The 15310-nt window shown below is 71.3% G+C and carries 13 protein-coding genes and 1 tRNA gene; 8 read left to right on the plus strand and 6 right to left on the minus strand.

Translation table 11 applies throughout. The annotated features are described in order from the left end of the window. Positions 1–9: 9 nt before the first annotated feature. Both ACWCXC_RS02750 and ACWCXC_RS02755 read right to left on the minus strand, forming a co-directional pair. Positions 10–1431 (minus strand): protein kinase domain-containing protein, encoded by a 1422-nt coding sequence (locus ACWCXC_RS02750; protein ID WP_450683822.1) that lies wholly within the window; start codon positions 1429–1431, stop codon positions 10–12. 81 nt (positions 1432–1512) lie between these two features. Then, on the minus strand, positions 1513–2061 hold the full coding sequence (locus ACWCXC_RS02755; protein WP_450683823.1) for a helix-turn-helix domain-containing protein: 549 nt from the start codon (positions 2059–2061) through the stop codon (positions 1513–1515). A gap of 170 nt (positions 2062–2231) precedes the next feature. Between ACWCXC_RS02755 and ACWCXC_RS02760 the strand changes: the two genes are divergently transcribed. Then, positions 2232–2304, plus strand: a tRNA-Ala gene (locus ACWCXC_RS02760). Between the two features lie 62 nt (positions 2305–2366). On the opposite strand, the gene ACWCXC_RS02765 is transcribed toward ACWCXC_RS02760, so the two are convergent. The 3 genes from ACWCXC_RS02765 to ACWCXC_RS02775 all read right to left on the minus strand — a co-directional run bounded on the left by ACWCXC_RS02765 (position 2367) and on the right by ACWCXC_RS02775 (position 8843). Beyond that, a complete protein-coding gene (locus ACWCXC_RS02765; RefSeq protein ID WP_450886171.1) occupies positions 2367–5291 on the minus strand; it encodes an FG-GAP repeat domain-containing protein in 2925 nt (974 codons plus the stop codon). Then, positions 5291–7876 (minus strand): S8 family serine peptidase, encoded by a 2586-nt coding sequence (locus tag ACWCXC_RS02770; RefSeq protein ID WP_450886173.1) that lies wholly within the window; start codon positions 7874–7876, stop codon positions 5291–5293. Before ACWCXC_RS02770 ends, ACWCXC_RS02765 begins: the two co-directional genes overlap by 1 nt. A 241-nt stretch (positions 7877–8117) precedes the next feature. Further along, entirely contained in the window at positions 8118–8843 is a 726-nt protein-coding gene (locus ACWCXC_RS02775) for a DUF5324 family protein (RefSeq protein WP_450683826.1), read from the minus strand. Positions 8844–9181: 338 nt separating this feature from the next. On the opposite strand from ACWCXC_RS02775, the gene ACWCXC_RS02780 reads away from it, so the two are divergent. After that, a complete protein-coding gene (locus ACWCXC_RS02780; protein WP_450886176.1) occupies positions 9182–9715 on the plus strand; it encodes a peptidylprolyl isomerase in 534 nt (177 codons plus the stop codon). A 258-nt stretch (positions 9716–9973) separates the two neighbouring features. After that, positions 9974–10876 carry a rhomboid family intramembrane serine protease gene (locus ACWCXC_RS02785; protein WP_450683844.1) on the plus strand — a complete coding sequence of 301 codons (903 nt, stop codon included), beginning with the start codon at positions 9974–9976 and terminating at the stop codon, positions 10874–10876. Between the two features lie 297 nt (positions 10877–11173). Here ACWCXC_RS02785 and crgA read toward each other — a convergent pair whose 3' ends face one another. Next, a complete protein-coding gene (crgA, locus tag ACWCXC_RS02790) occupies positions 11174–11428 on the minus strand; it encodes a cell division protein CrgA (RefSeq protein WP_450683828.1) in 255 nt (84 codons plus the stop codon). Positions 11429–11569: 141 nt separating this feature from the next. On the opposite strand from crgA, the gene ACWCXC_RS02795 reads away from it, so the two are divergent. Genes ACWCXC_RS02795 through ACWCXC_RS02815 form a run of 5 tightly spaced genes read left to right on the plus strand, consistent with a single transcriptional unit; the run spans position 11570 to position 15307 of the window. After that, positions 11570–12337, plus strand: coding sequence for a DUF881 domain-containing protein (locus tag ACWCXC_RS02795; protein WP_450683829.1), 768 nt, complete (start codon positions 11570–11572; stop codon positions 12335–12337). Positions 12338–12361: 24 nt separating this feature from the next. Then, positions 12362–13066 (plus strand): class E sortase, encoded by a 705-nt coding sequence (locus ACWCXC_RS02800; protein ID WP_450886179.1) that lies wholly within the window; start codon positions 12362–12364, stop codon positions 13064–13066. 56 nt (positions 13067–13122) lie between these two features. Further along, positions 13123–13305, plus strand: a complete 183-nt coding sequence (locus ACWCXC_RS02805) for a hypothetical protein (protein WP_450683831.1) — start codon at positions 13123–13125, stop codon at positions 13303–13305. Continuing rightward, a complete protein-coding gene (locus tag ACWCXC_RS02810) occupies positions 13302–13940 on the plus strand; it encodes an aminodeoxychorismate/anthranilate synthase component II (RefSeq protein ID WP_450683832.1) in 639 nt (212 codons plus the stop codon). The genes ACWCXC_RS02805 and ACWCXC_RS02810 overlap by 4 nt, the downstream gene beginning before the upstream one ends. Beyond that, positions 13937–15307 (plus strand): class E sortase, encoded by a 1371-nt coding sequence (locus tag ACWCXC_RS02815; RefSeq protein WP_450886182.1) that lies wholly within the window; start codon positions 13937–13939, stop codon positions 15305–15307. The genes ACWCXC_RS02810 and ACWCXC_RS02815 overlap by 4 nt, the downstream gene beginning before the upstream one ends. The last annotated feature ends 3 nt before the right edge of the window (positions 15308–15310 follow it).

Genomic DNA, 15310 nt, shown 5'->3' on the forward strand with positions numbered 1-15310 from the left:
AATCCGGCCTCAGGCCTGGGTGAACGCCCAGATGCCCACCGCGAAGCAGACCAGCGCCAGCAGCAGCACCGAGGCCGCCACCTTCGGGGACGGTCCCGGCCGCGCCGCCGGGACCGCGTGGGCGGCCGGGCCCTGCGGGACGGGCGGGCTGGGGGAGGCGTGCGGGGCCAGGGGGTGCTGCGCGGTGTAGGCGCGCGTCGGCGGCTGCTCCTGCGGTACGGCCGCCGTCGGTGCCTGCGAGAGGTCCTGCGGGGGCGGCGCGGCGTACGTCGACGCCGTGGGCGTCGGGTACGGACCGGGGGCCGACTGCTGGGGCGGGGGCGGGAGATGGAAGCTCCCGGTCTCCGACATCGCGGGCGGCGGGGGCGGCGCGTACGGCTGCTGACCCCCGGTCTGCCGGTCACCGGGCTGTCCCCCGGTCGGCTGCCCCGTGAAGGCCGGCCCCGTGAACGCGGAGCCGGTGGCCGCCGACCCCGTGAACGACGACCCCGTGAACGGCTGTGCCGCGACCGGCTGTCCAGGGTTCTGACCGCCCGACGGCCCGCCGGCCGGGATCGGTCCCTCCGGGCCGAATCCGGCGGGCAGCGGGCCGATCTGGTCGAAGACCTCCACCGGCTCGTCGTCCACCGCCGGTTCGGGCAGCATCTCCGCGGCGGCCGCCAGCGCCTTGCGCGCCCCCGTCGCCGTCCGGAACCGGGCCTGCGGGTCCGGCTGGAGCAGTCCCGCGAGGACCTGCCACAGCGGCTCGGGGATGCCCTGCGGCGCGCTGGGCGTGCCGTAGGACGCGAAGTGCTCGACGAGGGCCTGGGAGTCGGGCTTCTGGCCCTGGAGCAGATACAGGGCGACCAGGCCGACCGCGAACAGGTCGGCGGGGAAGTCCGGTTCGGCGCCCATCATCTGCTCGGGCGCGAAGTAACCCGGCGTTCCCACCACGTAGTTGGTCTCGGTCAGCCGGGGCTCGCCCTTGCGCATGGAGATGCCGAAGTCGGACAGCCGCAGATGCGGCCGGCCCGTACCCGTCGCCTCCAGAAGGATGTTGGCCGGTTTGATGTCCCGGTGCACGACCCCCTCGGCGTGCACGGTCGACAGACCGGACAGCAGCTGGTCGAGCAGCGTGCACACGAACGCCGGGGGCAACGGCCCGTAGTCGCCGATGACATGGGCCAGCGAACCCCCGGTCACCAGGTCCATGGTGAACAGGACCTTGTCGTCGTCCGCCGCCCAGCTCGCCGGGGCGAGCACGTGCGGGTGCTCGATCCGCAGCGCCTGCTCGCGCACGAAGCGCAGCAGCGTGTGCGCGTCGCTCTGCTGGAGCACCTTGGCCGCCACGTAGCGGCGGCGCCGGTGGTCCCAGGCACGCCAGACGGCGCCGACCCCACCGCGTCCGATCGGATCGACCAGCTCGTACCGACCAGCGAAGACCTCACCCATGGCGCTGCGCCCGCTCTCCGTCCCTGTCCCGGTCCGTCCGTGTACGCCCGTGCACGGCGCCGTGCGCGCCATGCACCCCGGCTAGCTCTGGTGGGCCTCGTAGTGCGCCACCGCTTCGGCGGTGCGGCCCGCCCCGTACACCCTGAGGAACTCTGCCAGTTCCGGCTGGGTCGCCGCGAGGGAGTCGGCGGCATCGATGATGTCGCCGGCCGCCGCGACCGACCGCAGCAGCGACTGGATCTCGCGCACCACCCGGCGCACGGTGGGCGCGCCGCCGGTCGTCGAGGTCTGCCCGGTGCTCGTGAGCACCGAACCGCCCTGCGACTTCTTGATCTCCTCCATGCGGTCCGTGGCCTCCCCCGCGCTGACGCTGCCGTCCGCGACCTGCCCCGCCAGCTCCTGGAGCGCCTGGACGCGCTGGACGACCGCCGGATTGCCGATCTTCGCCCGCTGGCCGCTCATCAGCTGGGAGAGCATGGGGGCGGAGAGCCCGAGCACCGCGGCGAGCCGGGCCTGGTTGAGTCCGAGGTCGTCGATCAGCCGGCGGAAGAGCGCGCCCAGCGGCTCCCCGTACCAACTGCGCTGAAGATCCCTCGCTCTGGCCGTTGCCTCTTGCTGCGCTGCATCCATGGCGTCTCCCCTTCGCTGCGGCTTCGCTGCTGCGAACCTCGTCGTGCATCTTACGGAGCGTGCTCGAAGACCGGGAGGCCTTATCTTTTTGGAAGTTTCCGGGGGGTAGCCGGTAGTCTGGTCAGCGGCGGTGGCCCATGACGCATGCGGTCGTGCGCTGCCCGTTTTCCGGGGCCTTAGCTCAGTTGGTAGAGCGCTGCCTTTGCAAGGCAGATGTCAGGAGTTCGAATCTCCTAGGCTCCACAGCACACAAAGCACCCTCCGACCCGCGAGCAGCGGGTCGGAGGGTGCTTTCGCGTGTGGGGTCAGGACAGCTTGAACGCCGTGACCTGGTGGATGCCGTTGTCGGTCAGGAAGTAGCCGCCGCCGGACAGTCCGGCGGTGCGGTCCAGACCGCTGTCGTCGCCGTTCAGCGACAGCACCTCGTCGACACCGTCGCCGTCGAGGTCACCCGCGAAGTAGTTGCGGGCGCCCTGGGCGACGGGCATGTTTCCGACGGAGGGGGCCCAGCTGTCAGGGGAGTCGATCATGCTCGGGTCCCAGAGGTACAGGCCCGCCTCGGATCCGGCGACCAGCAGCGACCGTCCGCCGGGTCCGGTCAGGAACCCGCCGCCGTAGGACTGCGGCGTCACGCCCTGGTTCGTGAAGGCTCCGTTCGCCCCGAAGCGGCGCATGGACGCCGTGCCGCCCTCGTACAGCGCCCCGTCCTTGGCGAAGAAGCTGAAGTGCGTCCAGAGACCGCCGGAGAGCTTGGAGAAGAGCACCTCGCCGGTGCGGCCGTCCCGGATCTCGAAGAGGATCTGGGTTCCGGTGCCGTTGTTGCCGGAGGTGTCGAACTCGTACGGCGCGTCGACCGTCCAGGCGTACGCGACCGCGTGGCCGTCGGCGTAGGGGATCTCCTCGGAGGCGAAGACTCCCTCGTTGGCGACCGCCGTGCGGATCGGGGTGACCGCGCTGGCCGGCGGCTTCGGGGCCTCGGACCAGCGGATCGTGCCGGTCGTGGCGTTCAGCGCGACCGCGCCCACGGTCGGCTGGGCGAGGTCCAGTGCGCCGAGGCTGGAGTACGAGGCGTACACCTGGCCGTCGTTGACCGACGGGTCGGAGAAGCGCACGTCGCCCGCGGTCTCGGGGGCGTTGTACGTCCAGAGGGCGTGTCCGTCGCCGCGGTAGGCACGCAGCGCGTCCGTGGCGACGAGGATGTCCAGCTCGCCGTCGTCGTTCAGGTCGGCGAGCCGGGCCGAGCGGACGAACTGGCCGCCGCCGTCGATCGTGGCGAGCGCCCTTCCGGTCTTCCCGTTGAGGACGACCGTGGCGGTGTCGGCCGCGACGACGATCTCGGGCTTGCCGTCGCCGTTGACGTCACCGATCCGGATGTCGTGGACGCCGCCCGGAACGGTGGCCTGCCACAGCTTCTCGGGCTTGGAGCCGTTCACCAGCGAGGGGCCGGAGTAGGCCCAGACGCCGTTGGACGAGCCGCCCATGACCAGGTCGTTCTTGCCGTCCTCGTTCAGGTCGGCGCTCTGGGCGTAGGCGATGTCGCCCTGGAGCGGCGTGACGTTCTCCGCCTTGCCGTTGCCCAGCTTGAAGGTGCGGATGTTCTGTTCCTGGTCGATCACCCGGACGTGGGCGCCCTTGGCGTCGCTGTAGAGGTCCTGGAACATGGGTGAGGCCGCGACGTCCTCGGACTTCCACACGACCTTGCCGCCGCCGGAGAAGACGGTGAGCGAGGCGTAGCGCAGGCTGCCCCGGTTCTCCGGCTCGAACATCTTGCGGTCGTTCTGCGCGGAGGCGACCAGCTTGCCGTCGATGACCCCGAGGCCCCAGGTGCTGGGCGCGTCGTGGCCGTTCTCGGCATCCCGCTTGGTCGTGTTCGACCAGAGGATCCTGTCCGCGTCGTCGCCGTTGACGACGCGGATGGTGCTGGCGTTGATGAAGAGGTTCTCGTCGAACGAGGACTCCGAGACGGCGTACTCGTCGCCCGCCTTCGCCTTGAGGTCACCGACCGTCAGCGCGGTGGGCAGCACGTTGTCGCGGCCGCTCAGGGTGGTGCGGTGGCCGGTCTTCAGGTCGTACGCGGCGATCTCGTAGTGCACCGCGTCGTTGACGTCCGACTGCTCGATCGCGACGAGGCGCTTGCGGCCGGTGTCCACGCGCATCATGCGGCTGTAGAGCACGCTGTCGGTCCGCCAGGTGACCGAGCCGTCGGCGGTGTCGAGCACGGCGGTGTGGCCGCGGGCGTCGACGCCGTCGGCCTTGGCGAGGTTCCAGGAGACGGCGACCCTGCCCTTGCCGAGGTCCTGGATGTCGCCCCAGTTGGTGTACCGGGACTCCTCGGTGTCGAACGTCCAGGTCCGCGCCGGGGTCAGCTTCCCGTCCGTGCCCGCCGAGAAGCGGATACCGGTCAAGGTGGCGGTCGCGTCGGCCGGGACCTTCGCGTCGCCGCTCATCCGGGGCGCGTCGGCGATCAGCAGGGTGCCGTCGACGATCTTCACCATGGAGGCGTAGTTGTAGAGCTTCGACCAGACCGTTGCCCCGGTCTTCCCGTCGAGGACCGTCACGAAGGTGCCGGTGCTCAGGTCCGAGCCCGGGGACGTGAAGGGCCGCGGGTAGGGGGTGGCGCCGACCTTGGCCGAGAACACCAGGTCCGGCACGCCGTCCCCGGTCAGGTCACCGGCGGAGTAGCCGGACTGCGAGTTCGGCGAGAACGGCGTGACCGCGTTGTAGCCCATGAGGATCTGGGGCGGGTACGGCTCGACGCGCCAGACCTGGAGCGGCCTGACCTGCCAGTCCGTGTAGAACGAGCTGCTGGTGCGGGCCCAGGTCTCGCTGCCGTCGGCGGCGTGGAGCTGGACGTTGCCCATGCTGTTGACGGAGAAGTAGTCGCCCTTCGGGCCGGCCGGCACCGTGGCGCCCAGACCGCGCACGCCTTCCAGCGTGGACTTCGCGGTCATGGTGACCTTGGTGGACGGGTCGACGGCGGTGGCCGCGAGGCCGGTCTTCGCGGCGGACGCGTCCGGGGCGTCCTTCTGCGTGCCGGTGGTGTCCTCGGCCTTGACGTACGGGTCGAGGCCGACGTTGGCCGCGAGCTTCTTCGCCTGGGCGCTGGTCAGCTTCATCGGCGCGTCACCGCTGTCGGCGGCCAGGGCCTGCGGGGCCGCGGTCAGGCACAGACCCGCCGCGACGAGGCCGGCGGCGAGCTGAAGCGCCCGCCGGGAGTGCTGGGCTCTCATTACTTCGCTCCCTGGGTGAAGACGACGGCGGTGCCGGCGGCGATCACGGGCTGGTTGTACGCGTACTGGAAGGCGTCGGCGCCCGACTGGTCCGCGAGGCCGACGGTGGCGCCCGCGCCCTGGTCGGCGACGGTCTTGTACTGGAAGGTCACCGCTCCGGTGGCCTCGTCGAACACGGCCTCGAAGGTGGCGCGGCCCGCGGTGCCGTTGGCGTAGGCGGCGTTGTTCCACACGACGGCGAACGTGCGGCTGCCCTTGGTGCCGGTGGTGGCGGTCTGTACGGAGGACTTCTTGTCCAGCGTCAGGTCGTCCCAGAGCGGGGCGACGATGCCCTTCACGCCGTTGACGCCGGTCGTCGGCAGGGCGGTGTTGTTGTAGTCACCGACACGCGCGGACAGGAAGTTGATCAGACCGTCGGTGGTGACCGAAGCGGTGGAGTACGAGACGCCGTAGTGCTTCACCGGGAAGGGCAGCGAGACGGTGGCCGAGTCCTCGTCACCGGTCAGGGCGACCTTCTTGGAGCCCGCGATCCAGGAGTACGCGGCCGGGGCACAGATGTTGCCGGAGTTGTCCGTGCGGTTGGGGACCCGCACGTCCTTCGTCAGGTCGGCGGTGGCGACGGTGGCGTCCCCGGTGTAGACACCGTTGCACAGGACCGGGGCGGCGGGCTTCACGGCCAGGCGGTAGGAGCCCTCGGCCACCTTCTTGAAGGCGTACGCGCCGTTGGCGTCGGTCGTGACGGCGGGCAGAGGCGTGCCGTTCAGTTCGACCGTGGCGCCGGGCAGCGGCTTGCCGGTGACGTCGCGGACGGTGCCGGAGACCTGGTGACTGGGCACCGCGGTCAGCGCGATGTCCTGGGCGTACGCCTGGCTCTCGGCCAGGGTGACACCGGCGGCCGAACCGCTCGCGTAGCCGTAGCCGGTGAACGCGAAGGAGTAGGTGCCGGCGGCCAGCGGCAGGCGGTAGGTGCCGTCCGTGCCGGTGGTGACCGTGCGGACCGCGCCGGCCGCGTCGGTGGACTTCACGGTGATGTTGGGCAGCGCGGCGCCGGTCGCCCTGTCGGTGGCCTTGCCGCTGACGACGGCCGCGGTGTGCGGGGCCTTGTCGACGGAGGCGAGGATGTCGAGCTTGCCGTTGCCCCACACGTAGTTCATGCCGGCGGTGCCACCGCAGTGGGTGTCGTCGACGTCACGCGCGCCCTCGTCGAGGAGCTTGCGGGTCTCCTCGATGTTGCCGATCAGCGAGGGGGCCGCCGACCACAGGAGCGCGACCGCGCCCGCGACGTGCGGGGTCGCCATCGACGTGCCGTTGATGGTGTTGTACGAGCTGCCCGGCCAGGTGGACGGGATCTGGACGCCCGGGGCCGAGATGTTCGGCTTCTCGCTGCCGTCGGTCGGCGAGGGGCCGAAGCCGGAGAAGCCGGCGATCTTGCCGTTCACGTCGTAGGCGCCCACCCCGTAGGAGTCGGCCTGCGCGCCCGGCGGGTGGGTGGTCGAGCAGGTCACGCCGTCGCCGTCGTTGCCGGCCGCGAAAGCCTCGAAGATGCCCGCCGCGTCCCAGGCCGCCAGGATGTCCTCGTAGAACGGGGTGCTGGTGTCCTTGTTGCCCCAGGAGTTGTTGACGATGTTCGGGGCCAGGTCCGGACGCGGGTTCTGCCCGTTGTGGTCGGTCGGCGCGAGGATCCACTGGCCGGCGGCGAGCAGCTCGTCGTCGTAGCAGATGTCGGACGCGCAGCCCTTGGCGGCGATCCACTTGGCGTTCGGCGCGACACCGAGGCCGTTCTTGGCGACCATCGTGCCCATCGTGTGGGTGCCGTGGCCGTTGTTGTCGCACGGCGCGCTCGTCGGGCACTGCCCGCTCGCGTCGTAGAAGTTGTAGTCGTGCGTGAAGGTGCCGTCGCCGTTGTTGCCGCGGTAGTTCGCCACGAGGTCGGGGTGGTCGTACTGCACACCCGAGTCCACGTTGGCGATGACGATGCCCTCGCCGCGGTCCTGGTACTGGTCCCAGACCTGGTCGGCCTTGATGTCCGAGACGCCCCACGCCGGGGCGTCGGTGCCGTCGGCGGACGAGTCGGTGCCCAGCGCGGCGGCGCGCGAGGCGGTGACCTTCGCGTCGGAGGTCTCGATGTCGTCGAGCTTGAACGCGTGCTGCTTGACGACCGATGCCACGTCCGAGCGCTTCGCGATCTCGTCCACGAGGGCCTGGTCGCCCGTGACCTTGACCGTGTTGGCGATCCAGTAGTCCTCGTGGCCGACCTTCTTCTTGTCGAGGAAGGCGTTCAGCGAGCGCTGCGAGGTCTTCGCGTGCGCGCGCAGCTCGGTGTACGCGGCCGTGGCCCGCTTCGCGTGCGTCCTCTGCCTCTTCGCCCCGGTCAGGTCGGCCTGGTCCTTGAGGACGACGTAGAACGTGGCGTCGCCACCGTCGCGCACCGCGCTCGTGAGTGCCGCGTCGACCTTGGCGGAGGTGGCCGGGGAGGGGGAGTCCGCGGCCAGGGCCGGCAGCGGAGTGGTCAGCAGGGTGGCCGCGGCGAGCGAGGCCACCGCCCACACGGCGCGTCTGCGCCTGGGCGGTCGGGGCAGGGGCATCGGGCACTCCTCCGGGGGAAGGTACGAGGTGCCCGCACCCTAGGAAGGTGCCGTTACTGGGTCATTACTGCGAGGGGCGGCCCGTCCGGTCCGTGGAACGCCGTTGTTCCGTCACCGGTCTAGACCTCAAAAGCCGCACAGCGGACGGGTGTGCGGCGGTGCGGCGCCGCACGACGGACCGGGCGCCGAGGACCCTGTCGGTCCTCGGCGCCCGGTCGTCGCGCGGCGCGGTGGCGGTCGCTCAGGGGCGGCCGTTCTCCCCCTCGTCGTCGCCGGTGACCCCGCCGTCCGCCTCGGCGTCGGCCTGCTTGGCCCGGACCTCCGGGTCCAGGATCGGCTCCCCCTCGTCGTCGACCGAGGTCAGCGGGGCGCGGTCGTCGACCTCAGTGGGGGCGGGGGGCTCGACCAGCCAGTCGGGGTTGGCCTGCTTGTCCCACCACCGCCAGGCGGCGAAGGCGGCACCGGCCAGGAGACCGGCCACGGCGAGCCCCTTGAAGGCCCGGCCGCACCGGGCCCGCCGCTCGCGCTTGCGGCTCAGCTTCCTGATCTCGTCGGCCGAGACCTGGCCGCGCAGGGCGGCCAGCGCCGCGGCGCTGCGGGCCTGGGCCTCCTCGGCGACCGGACGGCTCGCCGCGACGGCCTGCTCGACGCGCGGGACGGTGTAGTCGGCGGCGCTCCGGGCGGCCCGGCGGGTGCGCAGCGCGGCCCGCTGGGCGGCCTCGTCGACCTTGGGCGGGACATGTGCGAGGGCGAGTTCGATGCGGGGGGCGAGGTGTGCGTCGTACTGCACGCGGGCCTGCTGCGCTGCCTTGGACACCCTGGGGGCGAGCAGTGCGCGGGCCTCGTTCGCATAGTGGGCGGCCTGCTCCTTGGCCGAGTCGGCGTAGGGCGCCACCACTACCGCGGCGTGCTGCACGCTGTCCCTCGCCGAGTCGGTTGCGGCGCGCACGCTGTCGATGCGGGTCACGGGATCCTCCTCCTTGGTGGCGGGTGGTACTCCGCCTTTCCACCCATTCCGAGATCATGCCTGTGGAGCGCCGCCGAGGCACGCAGAGCGGGCATCCGGGTCATACCGGCCGCCGTGTCTTCCCGCGAGGCCCGACGACGAATCCGGCGGGGGCGGAGCGAAGAGGCAGTGGGCGGTGGTGAAACGGGCGGCCGGTGTTGGTGAGCAGGCGGCGGGCGGAGGTGAACGGGGGGCGCAGGGGGGTGCGGGGGCGCACCTGCCCCGCGCGGCCGCCCGTCCGGCGGGCCGGGCCGTGCGAGGATCGACGGACGTCAGAGCAGACTTACGGAAGGCAGACCGTGGCCGAGCAGCTTTACGCCACCTTGAAGACCAACCAGGGCGACATCGAGATCCGGCTCCTGCCGAACCACGCGCCCAAGACCGTCAAGAACTTCGTGGAGCTCGCCAACGGCGAGCGCGAGTGGACCCACCCGGCGACCGGGAAGAAGAGCACGGACCGGCTGTACGACGGCACCGTCTTCCACCGGGTCATCAGCGGCTTCATGATCCAGGGCGGCGACCCGCTGGGCAACGGCACCGGTGGCCCGGGGTACGAGTTCAAGGACGAGTTCCACCCCGACCTCGCCTTCAACAAGCCGTACCTGCTGGCCATGGCCAACGCCGGTCCGGGCACCAACGGCTCGCAGTTCTTCATCACCGTCTCGCCGACCGCCTGGCTGACCGGGAAGCACACCATCTTCGGCGAGGTGACCAACGACGCGAGCAAGAAGGTCGTGGACGCCATCGCCGAGGCCCAGACCAACCCGCGCACCGACCGCCCGGTGAACGACGTGGTCATCGAGTCGGTCGTCGTGGAGAGCCGCGACAGCTGACCCGGCCGGCGGAGGACCGACCCGGCGGGTGGAAGGCCGGCCCGGGCGGGTGGAAGGCCGGCCCGGCCGGGAAGGCCCGGCCGGTGGAGCCGTTCCGCGCCCGCCGCTCGCGTCCCGTCACCTCCCGGTCACGCTCCGGTCTCCCCGTCCGGGAACCAACCGCCCCGCCCGTCCGTACTTGATGACAAGGGGACGCGCGGGGCGGTGCCGTGCGCGTCCCCGTGCCGAGGCCGAGGAGACCGGGACGTGAGGGAACCGATGGACCAGCAGCCGCCGGCCGGCCAGGAGCCGCAGCCCGTGGGCGGCCCGGTCGGCTGTTACCGCCACCCGGACCGCGAGGCGGGGGTGCGCTGCACCCGCTGCGACCGCCCGATCTGCCCCGACTGCATGGTCAGCGCCTCGGTCGGCTTCCAGTGCCCGGACTGCGTCCGCCAGGGCTCCGGTACGGGACACCACCCGGCCGCCACCACCCCGCGCACCCTCGCGGGCGGCGCGGTCGCGGCCGATCCCCGCCTGGTCACCAAGATCCTGCTCGGGATCAACGTGGCCGTGTTCGTCCTGGTCCTGGCCAAGGGCACCGCGCTGGTCGACGACCTGGTGCTGCTGGGCCGGGCCAACTTCTACTACGGCGGTCCGCCCGAGGGCATCGCCGAGGGCCAGTGGTACCGGCTGGTGACGTCGATGTTCCTGCACCAGGAGGTGTGGCACATCGCCTTCAACATGCTGGGGCTCTGGTGGCTGGGCGGCCCGCTGGAGGCGGTGCTCGGCCGGGTCCGCTATCTCGCTCTCTATCTGCTCTCCGGGCTGGCGGGCGGCGCCCTGACCTACTGGCTCGCCGCGGAGAACCAGCCGTCGCTCGGCGCCTCCGGCGCCATCTTCGGACTGCTGGGCGCCACGGTGGTGCTGATGCGCCGCCTCAAGTACGACATGCGGCCGGTCTTCACGCTCCTCGCGATCAACCTGGTCATCACCTTCAACCCCTGGGGCGGCATCGCCTGGCAGGCGCACGTGGGCGGGCTGGTCGCCGGGGTGCTCATCGGCTTCGGCATGGTCCACGCCCCCAGAGAGCGGCGGAACCTGGTGCAGTTCGCCACCTGCGCCGCGGTCCTGGTCGCGATCGTGGCCATCGTGATCGCCCGCTCCGCCGTGCTGACGTCCTGAGACCAGGAGACCAGGCCGCTGTGGATCGTTTCTGATCGAAGTTGTCCACAGCTTGCATCCGATCTTGTGCATTCTGTGGGCACAACTGCGCCCCTCGCCTCTGAACTGGGATTTTCCAGCAGGGGCAAGGGGCGTACCGCCCGCATCGCGGGTGGTTGCAGTCACACCGGCGTCAACGGCCGAGGAGTTATCCACAGATCGTCTGACCTTTTCCCCCGCCTGTGGATAACGCTGTGGGTAACTCAGGGCAAGGGTTGCGGGACGAGTGCCCGCCGTGGTCCTACGAGAGGGCCGGAGCTACTTCCACTGGGTGGAGACGCCGAAGCCGCCGGCGATGAAGCCGAAGCCGACGACGATGTTCCAGTTCCCCAGGGACGGGACCGGGAGGTCGCCGTCGGTCACGTAGAACACGACGATCCAGGCCAGACCGATGAGGAACAACCCCAGCATCACCGGCGCGACCCAGCTGCTGTTGGTCAGCTTTATGGCGGTCGCCTGCTTCGCCGGCGGGGGCGTGAAGTCGGCCTTCTTGCGGATACGTGACTTCGGCACGAGGAACTCTCCTGTCGATGCGCTGCGTGACCGCGCAGGGATCTGTGGCTGGCGCCGGTGCGGGGCGCGAGGGGGAATGCTGCCTCCCCCGGGCGTCCGTTAGCGTAGTGCTTCCGTGGCTCCGAAGGAGATAAGGGTACGTTGAGCAATTCTGCCGACTCTCCCCCAGGGCCGGTCCGGCGCTCCTTCCGGCATCCGGCCAAAGTGCTCACGGCTGCCGTTTTCGCCCTGGCCGGCCTCATCTTTGTGACCAGCGCCAATACCGCCAAGGGCACCAATATCCGTACGGACTCCTCGCTGCTGAAGCTCTCCGACCTGATTCAGCAGCGCAGCGACAAGAACGCCGGTCTGGACGAGTCCGTCACCGCCGTGCGCGACGACATCGACGCCCTCGTCCGGCGCGACGACGGCAGCACGGAGGCGGAGGACGCCCGGCTGAGGGCCCTGGAGCGCGACGCAGGCACCGCGAAGCTGTCAGGCCGCGCCGTCTCCGTCACCCTGAACGACGCCCCGTCGAACGCCACCGCCAGCCCCGGCTACCCCGACCCGCAACCCAACGACCTGGTCATCCACCAGCAGGACCTCCAGGCCGTCGTCAACGCCCTGTGGAAGGGCGGGGCCCGCGGCATCGAGGTCATGGACCAGCGGCTGATCTCGACCAGCGCCGTGCGCTGCGTCGGCAACACCCTGATCCTCCAGGGCCGCGTCTACTCGCCGCCGTACAAGATCACCGCCGTCGGCGACCCCGGGAAGCTGGAGAGCGCCCTCGACGGCTCCCCGGCGATCCAGAACTACCTCCTCTATGTGAAGGCGTACGGCCTCGGCTGGAAAGTGGACCGGCGCGAGGCGGTGACTCTTCCCGGCTACTCGGGCACAGTGGATCTCCACTATGCGGAGCCGGTGAAGTAGCGAGCGCTGCGGGGAGGCCGCCCGGTGTCGGTGCGACTGGTCGTCAGGACGTTCAGCGAACTGTGCATCACGATCGGTGCCCTGATCCTCCTCTTCGTGGTGTACGTCCTGTTCTGGACGGGTGTGAAGGCCGCAGGCGCGACCGCGCACCAGATAGACGACCTCCAGGACCAGTGGGCGCGCGGCACGGTCACCGCCCCCGCCCCGGCCCCCCAGCCCTCGGAGCCCGTGGCGCCCTCCCCCGTGCCCCGTACCTACCGCGACGGAAAACCGTTCGCGATGCTCTACATCCCCCGCCTCGGGAAGAGCTGGGAGTGGCCGGTCCTGGAGAACACCGAGGTGAAGACCCTCCAGAAGGGGCTCGGCCACTACCGGGGGACCGCCGGCCCCGGCGAGACGGGAAACTTCGCGGTGGCCGGGCACCGGCGCACCTACGGCGACCCCTTCAAGGACTTCCCCCGGCTCCGCCCCGGTGACGCCGTGCTCGTGACCGACGGGACGACCTGGTTCACGTACCGGATCGACCGGAAGCCCTACCGCACCGTCCCGAGCGACATCGGCGTCATCGACCCGGTGCCCCGCAAGTCCGGCTTCGACGGCCCCGGCCGCTACCTCACCCTGACCACCTGCGACCCCGAGTGGGGCAGCAGCCACCGGCTGATCGCCTGGGCGCACCTGGACGCCACCCAGCCCGTGACCGACGGCAGACCGGCGGCTTTCCACAGCTGACCCCCGGCCGAGCCCCGGCCCCTTACTCTGGTCCCGTACCGAATGGAGGGGTCAGGATGTACGGCTGGATCTGGCGGCATCTGCCGGGCAACGCGTGGGTGCGCGGGCTCATTTCGCTCGTGCTCGTCCTCGCGGCCGTCTATGTGCTGTTCCAGTACGTGTTCCCGTGGGCGGAGCCGCTGCTCCCGTTCGGCGATGTGACGGTGGACGGCACCGACGCGATGGGGGCCGCGCGGTGAGCGCCCGCATCCTGGTCGTCGACAACTACGACAGCTTCGTCTTCAACCTCGTCCAGTACCTGTACCAACTGGGCGCGGAGTGCGAGGTCCTGCGCAACGACGAGGTCACCACGGCGCACGCCCAGGACGGCTTCGACGGCGTCCTGCTCTCGCCCGGCCCCGGCACCCCCGAGGAGGCCGGCGTCTGCGTCGACATGGTCCGCCACTGCGCGGCGACCGGCGTTCCGGTCTTCGGCGTCTGCCTGGGCATGCAGTCGATGGCCGTGGCGTACGGCGGGGTCGTGGACCGCGCCCCCGAGCTGCTGCACGGCAAGACCTCACCGGTGCTCCACGAGGGCGGCGGCGTGTTCGCCGGTCTGCCCTCGCCGTTCACCGCGACCCGCTACCACTCGCTGGCCGCCGAACCGGACACCGTCCCCGACGAGCTGGAGGTCACCGCACGGACGGCCGACGGCATCATCATGGGGCTGCGCCACCGGGAGCTGGAGGTCGAGGGGGTGCAGTTCCACCCGGAGTCGGTGCTCACCGAGCACGGCCACCGGATGCTGGCCAACTGGCTCGTACGGTGCGGTGACACCGGCGCCGTCGAGAGGTCGGCGGGGCTCGCGCCGGTGGTGGGCAAGGCCGTCGCGTGACCCCACCCCGCCACGGACGAGACGCCGGACCGGACGGCCCGCACGAGGCGGGTGCGTACGAGGCCGCCGGCGCGTTCGAGGCGGCGGTCGACCAGCTGGTGGATCCGCTGAACGATCCGCTGCCGGGGGAGCACGCCTCGCCCTGGTTCCGGTCGGGCACCATCCCCGGCCGCCGCGAAGCCCCGGAGGGCGGCGGCCCCCCGCCCGCGCCGGCCTCGCCGCAGCCGCCGTACGGGCCGCAGACGGCCCAGGAGACCCCGCGCGAGTGGTACGACCCCGTAGGGTTCGCCCGGGACTGGTACGGCTCGCAGGGGCCCGCGCAGGGCCCTTACCGGGGCGCTCCACCGGAGCCCGGACCGACCGGTCCCGCCCAGGCAGCTCCCACTCCGGCAGCTCCCGCCCCCACTCCGGCAGCTCCCGGCCCCGCCGCCCCCACGCCCGCCGACCAGGGGGCCACGGAGGTCCTTCCGGTGGTGGTCCCCGGCCCGCGCTCCGAGCCCGACGCGGGGGCGCGGGCGGGGGCGGGGGAGGACGCGCCGGAAAAGCCCACCGGCGGCCGGGCCGAGCGGCGCCGCGCGGCGAAGGCCCGGGGCCGCGGCCGGGACGCCGGGCGCCCGGCGGCGCCCGGCGGCCCGGCAGCACCCGGCAGGCCCCTGACCCGCATGGAGGCGCGCAGGGCGGCCAAGGCCGCCAAGGACAGCCCCGCCGTCGTGGCCAGCCGGGTGGTCGGGGAGCTGTTCATCACCCTGGGCGTCCTGATGCTGCTCTTCGTCACGTACCAGCTGTGGTGGACCAACGTCCGCGCCGACCAGATGGCCGGCAAGGAGACCCACAAGATCCAGGACGACTGGGCCAAGGGCAAGCGGAACCCCGGGGTGTTCGCCCCCGGCCAGGGCTTCGCCATCATCCACATCCCGAAGCTCGACGTCGTCACCCCGATCGCCGAGGGCATCAGCAAGGAGAAGGTCCTCGACCGGGGCATGGTCGGCCACTACAGCGAGAAGCCGCTGAACACCGCGATGCCGTCGGACAAGCAGGGCAACTTCGCCCTCGCCGGCCACCGCAACACGCACGGCGAGCCGTTCCGCTACGTCAACCGGCTCCGCCCCGGGGACCAGATCGTCGTCGAGACGCAGGACGCCTACTACACGTACGAGATGACGAGCACGCTCCCCCAGACCTCGCCGTCGAACGTCTCCGTCATCGACCCCGTGCCGCCGCAGTCGGGGTTCAAGAAGCCGGGGCGATACATCACCCTGACGACCTGTACGCCCGAATTCACGAGTACGTACCGTTTGATCGTCTGGGGCAAGATGGTCGACGAACGGCCGCGCAGCAAGGGAAAGCCCGACGCGCTCGTGGACTGAGCG

Source organism: Streptomyces sp. NPDC001515 (genome assembly GCF_053597115.1).